This window comes from Loktanella sp. D2R18 (assembly GCF_003318235.1).
In the GTDB taxonomy this organism is placed as follows: Bacteria; Pseudomonadota; Alphaproteobacteria; order Rhodobacterales; family Rhodobacteraceae; genus Yoonia.
The window spans coordinates 372,371-391,484 of the sequence record NZ_QOCG01000006.1 but is presented as its reverse complement, the minus strand read 5'-3'; the positions used below and the strand labels follow the sequence as shown (position 1 = coordinate 391,484).

At 55.8% G+C, this 19,114-nt stretch carries 14 protein-coding genes; 2 read left to right on the top strand and 12 right to left on the bottom strand.

The features are described from left to right. Position 1: 1 nt before the first annotated feature. The 7 genes from folP to DS901_RS04635 form a co-directional block, all read right to left on the bottom strand. Positions 2 to 1,006 (bottom strand): dihydropteroate synthase, encoded by a 1,005-nt coding sequence (gene folP, locus DS901_RS04665; protein WP_181820765.1) that lies wholly within the window; start codon positions 1,004 to 1,006, stop codon positions 2 to 4. Continuing rightward, positions 1,006 to 1,923: a dihydroneopterin aldolase gene (locus DS901_RS04660; RefSeq protein ID WP_113775748.1), complete on the bottom strand. Its 918-nt coding sequence runs from the start codon at positions 1,921 to 1,923 to the stop codon at positions 1,006 to 1,008. Before DS901_RS04660 ends, folP begins: the two co-directional genes overlap by 1 nt. Positions 1,924 to 2,022: 99 nt before the next feature. Further along, entirely contained in the window at positions 2,023 to 2,691 is a 669-nt protein-coding gene (locus DS901_RS04655) for a cell wall hydrolase (protein ID WP_113775747.1), read from the bottom strand. 177 nt (positions 2,692 to 2,868) lie between these two features. Beyond that, a complete protein-coding gene (locus DS901_RS04650) occupies positions 2,869 to 5,421 on the bottom strand; it encodes a putative PEP-binding protein (protein WP_113775815.1) in 2,553 nt (850 codons plus the stop codon). An 88-nt stretch (positions 5,422 to 5,509) separates the two neighbouring features. After that, a complete protein-coding gene (gene glyS, locus DS901_RS04645; RefSeq protein ID WP_113775746.1) occupies positions 5,510 to 7,690 on the bottom strand; it encodes a glycine--tRNA ligase subunit beta in 2,181 nt (726 codons plus the stop codon). Then, a complete protein-coding gene (locus DS901_RS04640; RefSeq protein ID WP_404932334.1) occupies positions 7,690 to 8,178 on the bottom strand; it encodes a DUF6446 family protein in 489 nt (162 codons plus the stop codon). The genes glyS and DS901_RS04640 overlap by 1 nt, the downstream gene beginning before the upstream one ends. Before the next feature lie 35 nt (positions 8,179 to 8,213). After that, positions 8,214 to 9,134 (bottom strand): glycine--tRNA ligase subunit alpha, encoded by a 921-nt coding sequence (locus DS901_RS04635; protein ID WP_113775744.1) that lies wholly within the window; start codon positions 9,132 to 9,134, stop codon positions 8,214 to 8,216. Between the two features lie 177 nt (positions 9,135 to 9,311). On the opposite strand from DS901_RS04635, the gene DS901_RS04630 reads away from it, so the two are divergent. After that, positions 9,312 to 11,054: a trypsin-like peptidase domain-containing protein gene (locus DS901_RS04630; protein ID WP_113775743.1), complete on the top strand. Its 1,743-nt coding sequence runs from the start codon at positions 9,312 to 9,314 to the stop codon at positions 11,052 to 11,054. Between the two features lie 141 nt (positions 11,055 to 11,195). Here the strand turns inward: DS901_RS04630 and DS901_RS04625 are convergent, their stop codons facing one another. Further along, positions 11,196 to 11,714, bottom strand: coding sequence for an acyloxyacyl hydrolase (locus DS901_RS04625; RefSeq protein WP_113775742.1), 519 nt, complete (start codon positions 11,712 to 11,714; stop codon positions 11,196 to 11,198). 529 nt (positions 11,715 to 12,243) lie between these two features. Between DS901_RS04625 and DS901_RS04620 the strand changes: the two genes are divergently transcribed. Further along, positions 12,244 to 13,635, top strand: coding sequence for an IS1182 family transposase (locus DS901_RS04620; RefSeq protein WP_113775741.1), 1,392 nt, complete (start codon positions 12,244 to 12,246; stop codon positions 13,633 to 13,635). A 211-nt stretch (positions 13,636 to 13,846) separates the two neighbouring features. Here DS901_RS04620 and DS901_RS04615 read toward each other — a convergent pair whose 3' ends face one another. The 4 genes from DS901_RS04615 to DS901_RS04600 form a co-directional block, all read right to left on the bottom strand. Then, the gene (locus DS901_RS04615; protein WP_113775740.1) at positions 13,847 to 15,295 is read right to left on the bottom strand and encodes a TrkH family potassium uptake protein; all 1,449 of its coding nucleotides are present in this window, start codon (positions 15,293 to 15,295) and stop codon (positions 13,847 to 13,849) included. 107 nt (positions 15,296 to 15,402) lie between these two features. Next, positions 15,403 to 16,167, bottom strand: a complete 765-nt coding sequence (locus DS901_RS04610; protein WP_113775739.1) for a gamma-glutamyl-gamma-aminobutyrate hydrolase family protein — start codon at positions 16,165 to 16,167, stop codon at positions 15,403 to 15,405. Between the two features lie 179 nt (positions 16,168 to 16,346). Continuing rightward, positions 16,347 to 16,775: a GlcG/HbpS family heme-binding protein gene (locus tag DS901_RS04605; RefSeq protein WP_113775738.1), complete on the bottom strand. Its 429-nt coding sequence runs from the start codon at positions 16,773 to 16,775 to the stop codon at positions 16,347 to 16,349. Between the two features lie 40 nt (positions 16,776 to 16,815). Beyond that, positions 16,816 to 18,942 (bottom strand): malate synthase G, encoded by a 2,127-nt coding sequence (locus DS901_RS04600; RefSeq protein WP_113775737.1) that lies wholly within the window; start codon positions 18,940 to 18,942, stop codon positions 16,816 to 16,818. Positions 18,943 to 19,114 lie beyond the last annotated feature (172 nt).

The window sequence follows — 19,114 nt, the reverse complement described above, 5'->3', positions numbered from 1 at the left end:
TTTAAACTGCCCCGTTGATTGCCCAATCCAGGTCAAGCGCCTGTTTGGTGGCGCTTATATCGTGAACGCGCAGCAGTTGCACCCCTTGACGCGCACCGTGCAAGGCCACGGCAACCGATCCCGACACGCGATCTGCAGCATCTTGCCCACCGCTCAGCGTGCCGATAAATTTTTTACGCGACGCGCCCAACAGTACCGGGCACCCCAAGGCGTGAAACAACGATAATCCACGCAGCAAAGCCAAATTGTGATCCAGCGTTTTGCCAAAGCCAATCCCCGGATCAACGACGATGCGGTCGCGCGCTATACCGGCTGCAACCGCATGATCGATACGCTGTGCAAGATAGTCATACACATCCAGCAAAACGTCATCATAACGCGGATCTTGTTGCATCGTGGCAGGCGCTCCTTGGGCATGCATCAGGCAGACAGGCGCGCTTGATTGGGCCACGACCTGCGCGGTCTCAGCATCATAACCTAGTGCGGCAACATCATTGACCAGGTTTGCACCAGCGTTGATCGCCGCACTTGCAACGGGTGCTTTGCGTGTGTCGATCGAAATAGGAACGTCGCTGCACGCTCGGATCGCGGCAATGACAGGTGCAGTGCGTGCGATTTCCACGTGCGCCGCTACCGTGTCGGCGCCGGGCCGCGTGCTTTCGCCGCCAATGTCAATGATAGATGCCCCAGCTTGCGCCATTGCAAGTGCGTGCGACAGGGCCACATCTGCACCCGTAAACTGCCCACCATCCGAGAAACTATCCGGCGTGACGTTCAAGATGCCCATCAAATGTGGACGGGTCATCGCCATTCCTGCAATTGGCGTATGTGGACGGGTCAATCGGGACAGTATTTCAGCCGGAATGTCATCCGCTGCGATCCATTGATCGGTTTGCCCACGTTGCCTTAAAATAGCCTGATCAAACCAACAAGCACCGCCCGCCAATTGATACGCACCGGGCGCGCGATCTGCCCCCATACGCATAACCGGTTGGTAGTAGATCATCATACCAGCACTGCACCTTGGCCGTCATTCACACGCGTCGGTACAGAAGATGTTGGCGCATCGGCCCCGATAACAAGCAATTCTTTGGCTTCTATTTCTTGGGCGAACCACGCCACAAGCTGCGCGGCATCGCGCGGGCTGGCAGATGGTCCATCAACCGCATCCAGCACGATTTTTGATGGGGCCCAAATACAAATCTGGTCGTTTTTCATCGCCCAATCCAATTCGGTCCGCGTGCCCACCACCATACAGCGGCGGTCACGACTGGCGAGCAGCCACGCGTTTTGTTCAATGGCCAAAAGGTCAATCCGGCGCTGTGCCAGCGGGTTTTGCGATTGCGGCGCAGCCACATCCGCGGCACCAACACAGATAATCAACGGCGCGTCACGATCTGAAAGCTGATCAATCCATCCACCTATATGCGGCGAGGCAACAGCTTCGTTGGACAGATAGACCACACGCGGATGCGGGGCCTCGACATGGGATTGCCCGGCGTCAGCGACACCATCACGCGCACGCAAGATTTCCACCCCAAGCGAAAACGGCCCGCGATCCAGTTTCTCAATCCGTACAAAGACGCGTTCGGCTTGCGGCTCTAGCAATATCCGTTCTGCCACACGTGCAGCGAGGGTTTCGAGCAAGTTGATCCGCTCAGCTTCAAGCTCGATCCCGATGGCTTCGGTGACTTTGTCATATGAAAGGATCCGGTCAACATCATCGTCGATCACACCCAGCGGCGAGACCTCAACAACCACGTTAAAGCGTACCCGCTGCAAATGCCCGCGTTCTTGTTGGAACGCACCGATTTCGACCTGCACGGTATAGTCGCGCAGGGAAATTCGGTCACATGGGGTTTGGCTGCTGGCTTCTGCGCGTTCGCTCGGATGCGCGAATGCGAGCCGGATTTCATCTGTCATAGGCGCGTCCTGTCAATCAACGTCAATTGCGGATCGCATATAGATCAAATTCGGGTCGGGCAACCGCCAGCCACGACACCAGCCGTGGCAATGGCGACGTTATTTCGACGCGGTCCGGACCGGCTGACGGTAAAAGTAGTGCGACCCAATTGATGCGGTCCGCGGGAAACGTTGTGCCCAAGATGGGCTAACAGCTTTGGTATGGTAATGCGTCGCACCACCGGTCAAAACGCGCGGCGCGCCATCAATCAAAATACGTGCAACTTTGCCCACGCGTTCCCAAGCGCGAGGTTCGCTGATCACTTCAGCACGCCCGTCACAGGTATAGGTAAACTGGCAAGCATAACGACGCCCTGTGCCCTGATTAATCACACCGCAAAGCGTTCCCGGATAAGCGCTGCTATCCACACGGTTCAAGATCACCTCGCCAACGGCAAACAGCCCCTCAACGCTTTCGCCGCGCGCTTCGAAATAAAGCGCCTCGGCCAGACATTCCCATTGTGCGCCGCCGCTCGCTACGGATTGCGTCGCAAGATATTCAGCGTTGTAAATTTCGCCAGTTTGGGTTTGTACACCACGTTCATCAGCTGGGGGAAGGCTCGTTAGCAGGCTCAGTCGGCTATCAGGGACGACAGAAAGCGCATCGCGCTCTTGACCAAGAATTGCACCGAGGCGGCTTTCCAAAACTTCGTCCGCAAATACGGATTGCGCGCTCAAGGAAACCGATGCTGCAACAACCGCGACCCAAACTGATTTAAGAAACGTCATATTTTCCCACCAAGGAGACCACGCGGCAAAGCCCCACGCAAGCGTCGGTGTCTTTAGGGGAAAGAATGCGCTGCGTCTACCCCTTCAAATGGGGGCGCGACAAAAGACGCCACGGAATAGCGTCACTTGCGATACTAAACGCAATATCAGAACATTTCCAAAGCAAATGCAACAACATTATTTGGCTAATTTTGCATTAAGTTGATCCGTAAGCGCCAGCTGCGCCGCGGTGAGTCGCGCGACAGGCACACGGAAAGGTGAACAAGATACATAATCAAACGCATGTTCCCGGCAAAACGCAATTGCCGTTCGACTGCCCGCATGTTCGCCACAAATCGACAAGGTCACATCCTTGCGGCTCTTGCGGCCCCGCTCTGCCCCCAGCGCCACGAGTTCGCCGACACCTTCGACATCCAGCGTGTGGAACGGGTCTTCGGCGTAAACGCCTTGCTGGACATAGGCTGACATGAATCGGCCAGCGTCATCGCGCGACAGGCCGTAGGTCATCTGAGTCAGATCATTGGTCCCGAACGATAGGAATGACGCATATTCAGCGATATCTTCCGCCCGCAAGGCCGCGCGCGGCGTTTCTACCATCACGCCAAGGCGATAATTAAGCGCCGATTTACTCTTGCTCAGCACTGCATTTGCAACGGAATCAACACGGGTTTTCACAAGTTCCACTTCGCGCATCGCACTGACAAGTGGGATCATAATTTCCGCAGAAATATCGACGCCTGCTTCGCCGACCGCGACCATCGCCTCAAAAATCGCTTGGGCCTGCATGTCGTAGATTTCAGGGATCGCGATGCCAAGACGCACGCCGCGCATCCCCAACATCGGGTTATATTCTGACAGCGCGTTCACCCGTTCGGTGACATCCGACAGCGGCAGCGCAAGCTGTTCTGCTAAATCGCGCAGGCCAGCTTTGTCCGAAGGTAGGAATTCATGCAACGGCGGGTCAAACAGGCGCACGCACACGCTTTTACCTGCCATGATCGTAAACAGAGCCTCAAAATCACCGCGCTGCATCGGCAACAAACGGTCAAGCACCGCACGCCGATCATCAGAGCTTTCGGCGAAAATCATTTCGCGCATGACCCCCAACCGATCCCCGTCAAAGAACATATGTTCCGTGCGACACAGCCCGATCCCTTCGGCAGCAAAATTCTGGGCAGCTTGGGCATCGGCAGGGGTATCCGCATTCGCGCGCACGCCGATATCACGGTAATCATCGGCCCATTCAAGTAAGGTCTGAAAGGCCCCATCAAGCGCAGCTTCGAGCATGGCGGGCGCGCCAGCAAGCACTTCGCCCGTGGTTCCATCAACGGTGATCACATCGCCCTTGGCAAATTTGCGCCCGTCCGGGCCGCTGATCACAGATTTCTTCCAGTCAATCGTCAGATCAAAGGCGCCCACAACGCACGGCAGCCCCAAACCGCGCCCGATCACCGCCGCGTGGCTGGTCACACCGCCACGCATGGTCAGCACAGCCTGCGCCGCATGCATGCCGCGAATATCTTCGGGGGTGGTTTCACGGCGCACCAGCACGCAGGCTTCACCACGTGCCGCACTTGCTTGGGCTTCAGCGGCAGTTAAGACAATACGCCCCGACGCAGCCCCCGGACTGGCGGCAATGCCGCGCACGATCAAATCGCGTTTGGCGTTTGGGTCGACCTGACGGTGCAGCAATTCTGAAAGGGCTGCGGGTTCAACGCGCATCACGGCCTCTTCACGGGGAATAATACCATCCTGAGCCAAGGCAACGGCAATCCGCACAGAGGCACGCGACGACCGCTGCACACGGATCGCATCGAGAATAAACAGCTCTCCACGGCTTAGTGTGAATTTAATCTGCATTTCCTCGCGTAGCCTTTGGCGGGCCAAAGCCCCATACGCCAACAATTGGGCGAATACCGCAGGGCAGCGTTCCTCGAGCGATGGGCCGCGCCCATCTTTGCACAGATAAATCGCGCCGTCCGCCTCGCGCAGGCCTGGCCTGCCGTTGCTTTGAGGCAGGTACCGGCCTCGCACGCGCGGCAAACCAGATTGATCATCAACATATTCAATCTCGCCAGAGCCGCTTTCGTCCGGCCCAACCCCCAAGGCCATCGCCTGCACCACAAGGCCCAGCCCCGCATCAATAGGCGCGCCCTTCGCCTGACGCAGCAATCGCGCCGTTGTGCCATCCCATGCGCGTGCCATTGATCGCAAAACCTCGGCCAATTGCACGCCGACGTCTTGGGGGAACACCTCGTCTGTTTCGAATTCATAGGTGGCCAGCATCGCCTTAAGACTGGCAGCATCCGCGACATCCGGCAGATAAAATTCGTCTGGATCAAGCCGCGCCACATGCACTGCATAGGCCTGCACAAATCGCAGATAAATCTTGGTCGCTTCGGCTTCGCCAAGCTGTTCGACCAATTCCGCGTGGCGCGCATCATTCATACCAACATGCAGCATCGCACCCGGCCCGCCCCAATCAGGATCAAGGCTGGATGGGCGCACCGACAAAAGCGGATTTTCACCAAACGGGGCAATCAGCGCCGCCATATCCGGCATCTGCCCAACGGCGATGTCGCGCACCGCATCAAAGGACAGCGCCACAGTCATCGGCACCGGCATATCCAAACGGATCAGCCGTTGCAGACATTTCGCACGCCCACCATGCACATCCGCCAACATTGCTGCCGTGGGCGTGATCAAGGTGAGTGGCTGAATTTCCGTCATATGCTGCACTGCGGCGAACCTCTATACTGTCGGTGCAGCATAAAGGATTGCCTACCTATTAAGCAAAGGAAACTTAACAGTCTTGTGACTAGCCGTCGATCTTGGTCAGATCGGCGACAGACAGGCACAGATTTCTGATGCGTGACAAAAGGTTAAGCCGGTTTCGGCGCAGCACTTGGCTATCGGCATTTACCTGCACATCGGTAAAGAACGCATCAACAGCGGGACGAATTGCCGCCATCGCGGCCATCGCAGTGCTGAAATCTTCAGCAGCCATCGCAGGCGCGATCTTTGCATCTGCCGCATCAAGCGCCGCAAACAACGCCTTTTCGACGTCATCTTCGGCGAATTTGATGTCGGCGCCATAGGAATATTCAACACCGTCTTTTTCTTCGGCCTGCGTCAGGATGTTATTGGCGCGTTTGAACCCCTGAATAAGGTTTTCACCGTCATCCGTGGCCAATGTTTCCGCCAAAGCCTCTGCCCGTTTGACCAAGAGCGTCAAATTATCATCGCCGTCCATAGCAATGCATGCGTCAATGATATCGTGACGGATACCCTTGTCTTTGAGGAATACTTTCAAGCGGTCGTGGAAGAAAGAGAGGAGATTAGACCCTAGCGCAAGGCTTCTTTCTTCCCAGAAAACGTTTCGGCGTTCACCATCAACGTCAATGCTCGCATCAGTTGTGCGCTGCCAAACCTCGGCGAAGCAAGTCCACCCATCGCCCATATTTGGACGTACCTCTCGCATGTACTGGTTGCTCATTGCGTCCAACAGAGACAAGGTAACGTTGTTTTCCAACACCAACCGAATAACCCCCAACGCAGCCCTGCGCAGCGCGAATGGGTCTTTTGATCCTGTCGGCTTCTCGTCAATCGCCCAGAACCCGGTCAGCGTGTCGATTTTATCGGCCAGCGCTACGGCTACGGATACGGGCGCGGTTGGCACATCATCAGATGGGCCGAGCGGCGAATAGTGTTCTTGGCAGGCGGCGGCGACGGATGTGTCCAGCCCGGCCTCGGTTGCGTAGTAGCGGCCCATCAACCCTTGCAGTTCAGGGAATTCATATACCATTTCAGACGACAGGTCGGCCTTAGCCACGCGTGCGGCTTGTTCGGCCAATTCTGGGTCTGCGCCAACCGCAGGTGCGATTTCACGGGCCAGTGCTGCGATGCGCTCAATCCTGTCTTTCTGGCTGCCCAGTTTGTTGTGGAAGGTCACGTTGGACAGGCTATCCAGCCATGGGTCCATCCCCGCCTTTGCCACACGCAAATCATTTTCCCAAAAGAATTTCGCATCCGCCAAACGGGCGAACAGCACCTTTTGGTTCCCCGCCAAAATGGTCGCGCCATGATCGGCGGTTTCCATGTTGGCGACGGTCACAAACCGTTCAATCCGGTTGGTTTTGGGATTGCGCACGGAAAAGAATTTTTGGTGCTCTTTCATCGATGTTTGCAGCACCTCGGGCGGCAGGCCAAGGAAGTCATCAGCGATCTGCCCTAACAGAACAACAGGCCATTCGACCAGCCCGGCAACCTCTGCCAACAATCCGCGATCCTCGACCACTTCAAGCCCCAGCGCAAAGGCTTGGTTTGTGGCATCATGCCAGATGAGTTCCGCACGTTCATCGGCGCGCAGGATTACATGGGCGCGTTTCAACTTCGCCTCGTAGTCGTCAAATCCGGTGACGCTAAACGCATCCGGCGCAAGGAAACGATGCCCGCGCGTGCTGTCGCCCGACGCAATTCCGTCGATATCCACTGGCACGACCTGCGCGCCTGCCTCGTCCGACAGGATACAGATGATGGAATGTAAGGGACGCACCCATTTCAGCGGGCCGTCGCCCCAGCGCATGGATTTCGGCCATGGGAAATTGCGGATCGTTTTTTCAAGCACTTCGGCGATGATATCGGCGGCCAGACGCCCCGGCTTTTCGATCACGGCAAAGTACACTTGACCCTTTTTATCGTCGCGGATTTCCAGGTCTTCGCGTGTCACCCCTGCCCCGCGCAAAAACCCATCGATCGCTTTGTCAGGCGCGCCGACCTTGGGTCCTTTACGTTCTTCACGGGTGGCTTTGCTTTCGGCGGACAGCCCATCAAGCGACATCGCCAAGCGGCGTGGTGTCGAAAACGCCGCAGCGCCTGCATAGGTTAAGCCAGCCTCGACCAGACCATCCGTCACCAGTTTTTTCAGATCATCGGCCGCACGCGTTTGCATACGGGCTGGGATTTCTTCGGAGAAGAGTTCAATCAGCAGATCAGGCATCAGTTCTGGCTTTCGGGTGGGCAGGTTTCTGGGGCTGGGTTGCCGTCAAAGACGACCGCGCCACATTCATTGATTTCGTGCCACGCATAGGCGCGGCCATCGGGGTAGACGGCAACAATGCGGTCAATCCCGTAGTGGATGTTTTCGGTCCCCAGAAACGCAATCGCATCCCCGGTTTCAAGGTCCGCGCCGATTTGGTCAGCGTCAAAGCAGTCGAACCAACCGGGCGCAACACGCGGTTCCGCATCATCCGCGATGACATAGGTTTCTGTCAGCATGGCTTGGCTCAGGGCCGTGGTGAAACACGCACGGTACCGGATTGGACTGCTATCAGAATCGATGGCATCAAAGCTATCGTAGATGATCGGCTCTGCCTCGCCTGTGACAACAGAGGTCAGTTCAACCTGCGCATCCGCAGCGCCGACCTCGACATAATAAGCATAGACCTGAAGGTAATAAAGCGCGGCACCCGCGATCAGTGCTGTCATGATAATCCCCACAATTGCGATACGAGCGCCGGACATTAGGCTGCCGCCCCGCCGGCTTCGGTTTGCACGAAGGCATCGGCGCATTGTTTGGCCAGCGCACGCACGCGGCCGATATAGGCTTGGCGTTCGGTCACAGAGATCACGCCGCGTGCGTCGAGCAGGTTAAACAAATGGCTGGCTTTGATGCATTGATCATAGGCAGGGTGGGCCATGATGATACGTTTGCCGGTTTTGGGGTCGTCGGCTGGCTGTTCAAGAATGCGTTGGCATTCGGCCTCGGCATCTTTGAAATGTTGCAGCAGGATATCCGTGTCAGCCACGTCAAAATTCCAGCGCGCGTATTCTTCCTCGGTCTGTTTGAACACATCGCGGTAGGTCAGCGGGCTGGGTGATTGCGGGTCATTGAATGGCATATCCATCACGTGATCCACGCCCAAGATATACATCGCGAGCCGTTCCAGCCCGTAGGTCAATTCACCGGATACAGGTTTGCAGTCATAGCCGCCAACCTGTTGAAAATAGGTGAATTGCGAGACTTCCATTCCATCGCACCAGACTTCCCAACCAAGCCCCCACGCGCCAAGTGTCGGGCTTTCCCAATCGTCTTCGACAAAACGGATGTCGTGCAGGGATGCGTCGATGCCGATCGCCTTGAGCGATCCGAGGTAGAGCTCCTGTAGATCCGGCGGGCTGGGTTTGATCAGGACCTGATATTGGTAGTAGTGCTGCAAACGGTTCGGGTTTTCACCATAACGGCCATCGGTTGGGCGGCGTGACGGCTGCACATAGGCGGCGGCCCATGCTTTGGACCCAAGCGCGCGCAGGGTTGTGGCAGGGTGAAACGTGCCTGCGCCGACTTCCATGTCATAGGGTTGCAAAATGGCACAGCCTTTGCTGGCCCAATAAGTTTGAAGCCGCAGGATGATTTCCTGAAAACTGCGTGGTTTGTCTGCCATGATGACCCTCATCTACAATTATGTGTTCAATAGGCTGCTGTGCCCAAAGGGTCAATTGGGCAACGGCTTGTCAAAAAATGTTCGGAATGTGTAAAAACTGTGGCAGCAAGTCTTGCGTCCGACACAATCCCGCGCCAGTGATGGTGTGTTGTGACTAAAAATGCCTTCGGAGTTGAAATGATCAAAGTAATTGCAGCGTTTGTCCTATTGAGCGTTTCGACGGTTTCAGCGGCGGCACAAGAACATTTCTGGGTTCAAGTCGAAGCCCAAACCGCATTGACCAGCGCACAAACCCGCGCACGTGAATATGCAAGCACCCTCGACGATGTGCACGGCTTTTACTTGGGTGACGGGTTCTACGGTATCTTTATCGGCCCCTACACAGAATCGAACGCAGAAACCGCATTAGAAACTCTGCTACGCCTGCGCGTGATTCCAAGCGATAGTTTTGTCAAAGACGGACGCCGTTTTCAGCAGCAATATTGGCCCGTTGGGGGGCGCGCGCCAGAGCCAGCACAGCTGCCCGGTACCCCCTCAGAAACTGTAGATCCGGTCACGCAGATTGCCGCGCCGACACCGCCGGCCGCGCCAAGTGGCGAAACCGTCGCTGAGGCCCGCGCAAGTGAATCAGCGCTTGACCGCCCCGCGAAAGAGGAACTGCAAGTCGCGCTCCGCTGGGCTGGGCATTATAATGCAGCCATTGATGGATCATTTGGGCGTGGCACCCGCGCGGCGATGCAAGCTTGGCAGGCTGCGAACAATGAAGAACCTACTGGGGTTCTGACCACCCGTCAGCGGGCCAAATTGTTTGAGCAATACAATAGCGTGCTTGAAGGTACCGACTTGCGGCTTGTGCGCGACGACGCTTCTGGCATCCAGATGCAAATCCCGACAGGGCTTGTTGCCTTTACCGAATATAAACCGCCTTTCGTGCGGTTTGACCCCAGTGTCGCCGAGCCCCAAGCCCAGGTGTTGTTCATTTCGCAATCGGGCGACGCGGGCCGCCTCGTGGGTCTGTATGAAATTATGCAGGTGCTTGATATCGTGCCAACAGAGGGTCCACGCAACCTAACAAGCACCGGATTTGAGATCGAAGGCATCAGCGATGAACTGCATTCCTATACTTCGGTCAGCCTAGAAGGCAACGATATCAAAGGGTTTACGCTCGTATGGCCTGCGGGCGATGACGCGCGCCGGACCCGTGTGCTCGACATCATGAAAGCCAGCTTTGAACGTCTTGATGGCACGCTTGATCCGGCGATCGTCCCCCCTGGCGAAGATCAATCCATCGATTTGGTCTCTGGCCTTACCGTACGCCAACCGACATTGTCGCGCTCTGGTTTCTATGTTTCCCAAGACGGCGTTGTCGCAACGACACCCGAAGTCATTGCGCAATGTGACCGCATTACAATTGACCGCGAAACGGATGCCGAAGTGATCGCAAGTGATGCAGAGCTGGGTGTGGCTCTTTTGCGCCCGACCACAGAAATCGCTCCACACGGCTTGGCCGCTTTCCAAACCACCACGCCACGCCTTCAGGATCAGGTTGTCGTTGGGGGCTACCCCTATGACGGTGTGCTGAGCGCGCCAACCCTCACGTTTGGGCAGGTCATCGATATTCGCAGCCTGACCGGCGATGATCGGTTGGGACGTCTGTCTATCTTGCCCCAGCCAAGCGATGCGGGGGGCCCCGTGTTCAATAAATCCGGCGCTGTGATTGGTATGCTGTTGCCACGGATCGATGGCAATTCACAAGTTCTGCCCGCCGAGGTCAACTTTTCACTTGATGCAACACAAATCGTTGCACTGATGGAAACACATGCCATCCCCGCGACGATGAGCGATACAGTAGCAGAGATCAGCCCAGTACAGATGACCCGCAACGCCGCCGATATCACCGTATTGGTCAGCTGCTGGTAGCCAGTTGCGGAACGCCAACCATTTAGACCCAGATCGGCGCATTAGCTGCAACCCTTTCCTAGGTCTGCTTAGAGGACATTTCCGCCATTCGCGCGTTTTCCGACAATGGCAAAAGCCAGCCAAAAGAAGACTTGGACGGCTCTATCCGTTCCAGTTGGTCGTCCAACGGATGGCAAGAGTCTCGCGGCTCGGGCTGTCATCGAAAAAATCTGCATTGGACATACTGTCGTAGGTGATCGTCAGGTTACTGCCGTTGTCAAACGTATACCCAATACCAAGTCCCGCCCGAAATTGCAGCGTTCCATCAAGATCAGCGCCGTCGCCTTGCCTGTAAAAGCCAGGCATCAGCGTGGTTTCGATGAACAATGGAGTGTCGAAAACATATTGGCTGCTCCACTTCCCGCCGATCCCGAACCATGCAGCCCCATCGGTTGTAAGCGAAAGGCCATAAGTGGGGCGAAAGGGGCCGCGTCGACGATGGCTGTCGTAGCCAAGGTAAGCCTCATTTGCACTCGGAAATTCATCAGATTGCAGTTGCCCCAGCTGATAAAATATCTGTGGTTCTTGCTTTTCGGTACGAAGGCAACCGTTGGGGCAATCATTCAATGTCATATCTGTCAAAGTCGTCAGCAGCCAGATTAGACCAAGTGTACCGTCCATGATGTGATCCTATTTTTTTGTGCCCGTTGGAGCCTGTCGAAAGGTGTAATAAGGTGTAATAAGGTCAGTAAAACTAAGTCGCATATCTGTCTGTAGAAGCCAGCTCAACAATATGCCTTACGTAATCTCTCCAAAAAATCGGGTTTTGAACTTTAAACTTACATCTTGCGTGACCGCAACACAAAGACAAGGTACAGCGCGTCAATCGCCGCAACAATGGGCATTTTCCTCATGGCTGATGTATGCAGCGCCCCGAGGCTGACAACCCCAAGGCAGCCGAGAAAGATTGAATTTACCCCGCACGATAGCGCCCCCTCGACATGCTACGAGCGGGTCGGTCATTCTGATCATTGATACAACACCCGATCAGCCTTATTGCTGAGAACAAGAGGCGGTGCGAACGCCATAGACTGTTCTGGGTTTGCAATTTTGCAGTGTCCGCCTTTAGCCTATTCTGTTGAAAAACTCTTGTTGATTTAGGCCCTGACGGCTGATTCAATATCTGTATTGATATTGGAGATTGATCGCGATGATGGGACCACGTCAGGAAGCACAATCTGCTCTTTTCTACGATTTCTCGATAGAGGATCACGTCCCCGTCGATCACGTTCTACGGGCTATTGATAGTGTTATCGATCTGTCCAGCGTTCGAACACATCTGACCGATTTTTACAGCTCCACTGGCCGGCCCTCAATTGATCCAGAATTGATGGTGCGGATGTTGTTGGTGGGATACGTCATGGGCATTCGATCAGAACGACGGCTGTGCGAAGAGGTCCATCTGAACCTCGCCTATCGTTGGTTCTGCAAGATGGATTTGTCGGATCCAATTCCCGACCACTCGACCTTTTCCAAGAACAGGCATGGTCGCTTCCGCGACAGCGGTGTGCTGCGTCATGTGTTCGAGACAGTGGTCGCCCAGTGCATTGAAGCAGGCTTGGCGAGTGGCCAAAGATATGCCGCCGATGCCAGCATTATCGCAGCAGATGCCAATCGCCAAAAATCCACGCCCAAGGCAGATTGGAGCCCAGAGGCTATCGATCCTGACAGTGCGCCACGAGCGGTTCGGGAGTACCTCGACACGCTAGATGATGCTGCGTTTGGTGCAGCCAGCCCAGTTGTGCCCAAGTTCATCTCACATTCGGATCCAGCATCCCAATGGACCGGCGCTCGCGGCGGGCCTGCATATTTTGCTTATTCTACGAACTATCTGATCGATACCGACAATGCGGCAACCTTGGATGTAGAGCCCACGCGATCCATTCGGCAGGCTGAGGTAGGCGCGGTTCGAACGATGATTGATCGCGTGCAGGAGAAGCATGACTTAATGCCAAAGCGCCTTATCGCTGATACGGCTTATGGCTCAGGCCCCATGCTGGACTGGCTGGTAGAGAAGCGTGGGATTGCGCCGCACATTCCTGTCATCGATAAATCAGGCCGTACAGATGGGACATTCGAACGTGCCGACTTCACGTTTGACGCCGAGAACGACCTCTACATCTGCCCAAACGGTAAAGAGCTCAAACAGTTTCGACGCGCGTATAGAACGCCACGACCAAGTTCGAATAAAGATGAAACGAAGCGTTACCGGGCCCGCAAGCCCGACTGCGATGTTTGTCCGCTGAAGACACGCTGCTGCCCCAAAGAGCCTCAACGTAAAGTGACAAGACCGATCTACGAAACATCGCGCGATGTTTCCCGCCAATTGGCGCAAACCAGGCAATACAGCGTCTCGTGCAAGTTGCGCAAAAAGGTTGAGATGTCTTTCGCGCATCTCAAGCGCATTCATGGTCTGAGTAGGCTACGATTACGAGGACCATGCGGCGCACATGATGAATTTATCCTCGCAGCAACCGCCCAGAACCTTAAAAAGTTGGCAAAACTAACCCCAAACCAAAGCCGTGTTGGAAAAGCGGCATGACAAAGCCACATAACCAGATTGTTCAGCGAATATCAGTTCGGGAAACAGCGAGTTTTTCAACAGAATAAGCGCGCCGCTGCCGTTCAGGCACCACGCAGCATTCGCCACTCTGGGCTCACTGGAAACATTCTCAACAGCCGATCCCAAAGTCCGCTTTGTTTATCGGGGGCAATGTTGTGACGTGAAGGGCAAAGTCATTAGACCTTCGGCATCAGGTTTTCCAAAACTTGATGGAAAGAATGGTCAACACGACCATGATCTCAAGCCGTCCAATAAACATCGCGGCGGACAGTATCCATTTTGCGCTGTCGTTGATGTGCACATAGTTCCCCGCTGGGCCGATCTCTGTTCCGAGGCCCGGACCGATGTTCGCGATTGCGGTGGCCGCCCCCGAAATTGACGTGATAAAATCAAGCCCCGTCATTGCCAGCAACACCGATGTCACGCCCAACAGCAAAACAAAGGCCACGAAAAAGGCCATCACTGAGCTCATGACATCTTCGCTGATGGCACGCCCTTCAAAGCGTGGCGTAAAAATACCGTGCGGCGAATGGATCTGGCGGATCTGTGCTTTGATCGAAGCAAACAGGATTTGGTAGCGGAAAATCTTTACGGAACAGGCAGTGGAACCCGCACAGCCCCCTACCAACCCAATAAAGAAAAATATTACTACAGGAAATGGCCCCCATGTCATGTAGTCCGCGCTCGAATAGCCGGTTCCAGACATAATCGACACGATGTTAAACAGCGCTTCGCGGAACGCAAGTTCGGTAAATTCGCCTTCACGTCCCCACACCCAAGCGGTCACCAACAGCACGGTTACCGCAATCACGGTAAAGAATGCACGAACTTGGCTGTCGCGCCAAAGCGGCCGCGCAGAGCCTGCCATCAACTGCACGAACCGCACGAATGGAAGCGCCGCCAAAACCATAAACACGGTTGCGATATAATGTGCGGCCGCACCAAAATCGCCAAAGGACGAGTCGTAGTTCGCCATCCCCCCCGTAGAAACAGTGGTCATCGCATGCACCATAGCGTCAAACGGCCCCATGCCCGCCGCCCCATAAGCCAACCCACATGCCACCGTAAGCCCGATGTAGATGACCGATATGCTGCTTGCGATTTCTCCCGCACGGGGCAGGATTTTTCCCATTGTCTCAAATGCTTCGGATCGAAAAATTTGCATCCCACCGACCCGCAGTTCGGGCAAGAACACCATCGCCACAACAATGATCCCAACGCCGCCCAACCATTGTAAGGTTGCCCGCCAAAGTTTGATCCCATCGGGTAGCATGTCCAGCCCTTCGAATGTGGTCGCCCCTGTCGTGGTCAGCCCGGACATGGCCTCAAAAAACGCATCGGTAAAGCTGGCATGCGGCACCCCGATCATAAAGGGCAAGGCCCCGAATATCGGCAAGGTCAACCAGACAAGCGTGGTCAGCAAAAACGTCTGCCGCAACGTTAAGCCCTCAGCAAGCCCGTTTGCGCAGGCCATCGCCACCAAAGCACCGGTCAAAATCGTAATGACCGCGCTTTCAAAGAACACCGGCCAATGCCCGTTTTGCGCGATTGCATCCGCACCCAGCGCAGCCAGCATCGTCACACCAAGCGCCGCAACGAGCAGACCAATAACATATCCAACAGGGCGAAAATCAATCATATCGCAGCGTTGAACCGACTTGGCACCAGTGTCAAGAATTCACACGGGTTTCTCCGCGCATCCATGCTGCTTAAGCCCCATAAGGTGGGTTGTCGCAACAGCTTTGGTCAAACGGCCATGGCAACCGGACGTGCGGCCCATGCGCGACAGGCGGCTCCAAAAGCCTCGAACAAGGGGCGTGAAACCGGATCATCGCAGGCGTTCCATTCTGGGTGCCATTGCACAGACAGCGTAAAGCCCGGCGCATCCGCGATATAGATTGCTTCAGGCGTACCATCAGGCGCATGCCCATCGACCACCACACGTGGACCAGCCTGCTTGATCCCCTGCCCGTGCAGCGTGTTGGTCATAACGTCTTGCGCGCCCATCAGCGCCTGAAAAGGGCCATCGGGCGCGAACGTCACCTTATGACGCAGCGCAAATTTTTCATCCAATGTGCCATCGGGGGGCATCCGGTGGTTATCACGCCCGGGCAGATCGCGAATTTCAGGATACAGCGTGCCGCCCATCGCGACGTTTACTTCTTGGAACCCGCGGCAGATGCCCAAGATCGGCTGCCCACGCGCCACGCAGGCCCGGATCAGCGGCAATGCGATCCCATCGCGTGCGCGATCAAAGTCACCATGCGCGGGGGTCGCATCCTCACCGTATTCTTCGGGGTGCACATTTGGGCGGCCACCCGTGAACAAAAACCCGTCACAGCGTGCCATCAACGCATCAAGACAGACCATCCCTGCGCCCGTGGGTACGATCAAGGGTAACCCGTCTGCCACATCAGCGACGGCGCGCACATTCATTTCTCCAGCGGCAAATGCCGGGTACTCATCGTTCAAAAGATGCGCATTGCCGATAATCCCAATGACTGGTTTCATAAGGTAGACCTTTCCTATGCCCACTAGATAGCGCGCAGGCGTCGCCAAGAAAAGATAAGCAAGCGCACAATCGCGCCGTCCCAAATGCACAGCCCGCCAAATTGGCGGTCCGCTAGAAAAACGCACAAAGCCGCGCCTTTTTTCAAAAAGCGCGGCTTTGATTTGGGAGTAAATGAGGTTTAGGCTTCGCCGATCAACCCGGCCCCTTCAAGCCCTGCCATGCCCGCAACGACATCGTTGTCAGATGTGTCGCCTGTCACGCCAACAGCACCGATAACAGCACCGCGCTTATCACGCACCAAAATCCCACCCGGCACAGGCACAACCTGACCGCCATAGACGCCATTCACGGCTGCCATGAAATAACCCTGCTGTTCCGCGCGCGCCATCTGTGCAGTGCCCGCGAGCCCCAGCATGACTGCGCCGTAGGCTTTGCCCTGCGCGATACCAAAACGCCCCGGTGCCGCACCATCCGCGCGTTCAAACGCTTTCACGTGACCGCCCGCGTCAAGCACGACGATCGACAGGGGCTTAAGGCCCAATTCTTCGCCCTTTGCCATCGCTTTGCGAATGATGGACCGGGCTTTACTTGCTGAAATTTCTGCCATGTTTCTTACTCCTCGTAGGGTGGATCTTGATCCACCTGCGTTAGTGATTGCGTTGTGCTTTCAATTCCAACCGGCGTTGATGCAACACGGGTTCGGTGTAACCAGAAGGCTGAATCCGCCCCTTAAAAACCAAATCACAGGCCGCTTGAAACGCGATCCCGTCGAAATTGGGGGCCATAGGAAGGTAAGATGCGTCGCCTGCGTTTTGCCCATCTACCACAGCGGCCATTTTGCGCATCGCGTCCATGACTTGCCCTTCGGACACCACATCATGGTGCAACCAATTGGCCAAAGCTTGGCTCGAAATCCGGCAGGTCGCCCGGTCTTCCATCAGGCCCACATTATGGATGTCAGGGACCTTAGAGCACCCCACACCCTGGTCAATCCACCGCACCACATAGCCCAAAATACCCTGCGCGTTATTCTCAACCTCACGGGTGATCACATCGGCGGACCAATTGGCGTTCGCGGCCACTGGCACCGTCAAAAGATCTGCCAAAGTCCCGCGCGCACCGCCCGCTTTGATCTCGTCCTGACGGGCGATCACATCGATGGCGTGGTAATGGGTCGCGTGCAACGTGGCCGCCGTTGGCGACGGCACCCACGCACAGTTCGCTCCAGATTTTGGGTGACCGACCTTGGCTACCAGCATATCAGCCATCAAGTCGGGCATGGCCCACATACCTTTGCCGATCTGCGCCTTACCCTGCAAACCGCAGGCCAGCCCGATATCAACATTGCGATCTTCATAGGATTTGATCCACGCGCTATCCTTCATTTCGCCCTTAGGGACCATTGCCCCAGCTTCCATGCTGGTGTGGATTTCATCGCCCGTGCGATCAAGGAACCCGGTGTTAATAAAGGCCACACGGGATTTGGCCGCGCGGATACATTCCTTGAGGTTTACAGATGTGCGGCGCTCTTCGTCCATAATACCCAGCTTGACGGTATTTGCAGGCAAGCCCAGCACAGTCTCAACCCGATCAAAGGTTTCGCAAGCGAATGCGACCTCTTCAGGGCCATGCATCTTGGGTTTTACGACGTAGACGGAGCCATGCAGCGAATTGCCGCCATCGCGCTGCAGATCATGCATCGCAATCAAGGTTGTACACACGGCATCCATCAGGCCTTCACCAACCTCATGCCCATCAGCGTCCAAAATCGCGGGGTTGGTCATGAGATGCCCGACATTCCGCACCAACATGAGCGACCGCCCCTTATGTGTCTGCGCACTACCGTCAGGTGCTGTGAAATGCACATCTGGGTTCAGCTTGCGGGTAAATGTCTGACCGCCTTTTGTGACCTCTTCTTCAAGGTCTCCACGCATCAGGCCAAGCCAGTTGGTATAGGCGACGACCTTATCTTCTGCATCAACCGCAGCAACAGAATCTTCGCAATCCATGATGGTGGACAGGGCGGATTCGAGCACGATATCGGAAATACCGGCCGCATCCGCGCTGCCAATCGGACTGGTCGGATCGACGACAATTTTGATCAGCAGACCGTTGGCGCGCAAGAATACCTCTGCATCGGCATTATGGCCTGCAAATTGCTGCGGATCACCGAGCGCAGGTGACAAAACCCCATCCACAACGGATAGGGCCGCAATATCCCCCCAAGACCCATCAGCCAGCGGCGCAACCTTATCCAGATGCGCCCGCCCCCAAGCAATCACGCGCGCACCACGTGCCGGGTCATATCCCTTACCGCTTGGCAAATCGCCCAGCGCGTCAGTCCCATAGAGCGCATCATAAAGGCTGCCCCAACGGGCATTGGCCGCATTCAGCGCAAAACGTGCATTGGTTATTGGCACCACCAATTGCGGCCCCGGCAAGGTCGCGATTTCAGGGTCAACATTGACGGTTTCAATCGCGAAATCAGGGCCTTCTGGCACCAAATAGCCAGAGGTCTCGAGGAATTTTTGATAGGCTGCGGCGTCATGCCCCGCGCCGCGGTTGGTCACGTGCCAATCATCCAATGCGGCTTGCATATCTTCGCGTTTTTGCAACAAGTCGCGCCCGCGCGGCCCCATTTCTGCGACCAGATCAGCGAAACCGGCCCAGAACGCGTCAGCGCTCACGCCCGTCCCAACAAGCCCCTTTTCATCAATGAATTGGGCAAGTTCAGTTGCGACCTGCAACCCGTGCTTTTCGATCCGATCGGTCATGGCGTCTCTCCCTGTCGGTTGCCGCGCGCAGGCAGCAACGGTGTATCATCCGATATGGTTAGAACAGTTGGATCAAGTAAGCAACAAACGCGGTAATATATTTTTACCAATTAGCAAGGCGCCGCCAAATACACCTATTCGAAATGCAAGATAATCACCGCCGAACCTAGGT

Coding starts and splice junctions, on each gene's coding strand:
- folP (WP_181820765.1), bottom strand. CDS start 1,006: ATGATCTACTACCAACCGGTTATGCGTATGGGGGCAGATCGCGCGCCC.
- DS901_RS04660 (WP_113775748.1), bottom strand. CDS start 1,923: ATGACAGATGAAATCCGGCTCGCATTCGCGCATCCGAGCGAACGCGCA.
- DS901_RS04655 (WP_113775747.1), bottom strand. CDS start 2,691: ATGACGTTTCTTAAATCAGTTTGGGTCGCGGTTGTTGCAGCATCGGTT.
- DS901_RS04650 (WP_113775815.1), bottom strand. CDS start 5,421: ATGACGGAAATTCAGCCACTCACCTTGATCACGCCCACGGCAGCAATG.
- glyS (WP_113775746.1), bottom strand. CDS start 7,690: ATGCCTGATCTGCTGATTGAACTCTTCTCCGAAGAAATCCCAGCCCGT.
- DS901_RS04640 (WP_404932334.1), bottom strand. CDS start 8,178: ATGACAGCACTGATCGCGGGTGCCGCGCTTTATTACCTTCAGGTCTAT.
- DS901_RS04635 (WP_113775744.1), bottom strand. CDS start 9,134: ATGGCAGACAAACCACGCAGTTTTCAGGAAATCATCCTGCGGCTTCAA.
- DS901_RS04630 (WP_113775743.1), top strand. CDS start 9,312: ATGATCAAAGTAATTGCAGCGTTTGTCCTATTGAGCGTTTCGACGGTT.
- DS901_RS04625 (WP_113775742.1), bottom strand. CDS start 11,714: ATGGACGGTACACTTGGTCTAATCTGGCTGCTGACGACTTTGACAGAT.
- DS901_RS04620 (WP_113775741.1), top strand. CDS start 12,244: ATGATGGGACCACGTCAGGAAGCACAATCTGCTCTTTTCTACGATTTC.
- DS901_RS04615 (WP_113775740.1), bottom strand. CDS start 15,295: ATGATTGATTTTCGCCCTGTTGGATATGTTATTGGTCTGCTCGTTGCG.
- DS901_RS04610 (WP_113775739.1), bottom strand. CDS start 16,167: ATGAAACCAGTCATTGGGATTATCGGCAATGCGCATCTTTTGAACGAT.
- DS901_RS04605 (WP_113775738.1), bottom strand. CDS start 16,775: ATGGCAGAAATTTCAGCAAGTAAAGCCCGGTCCATCATTCGCAAAGCG.
- DS901_RS04600 (WP_113775737.1), bottom strand. CDS start 18,942: ATGACCGATCGGATCGAAAAGCACGGGTTGCAGGTCGCAACTGAACTT.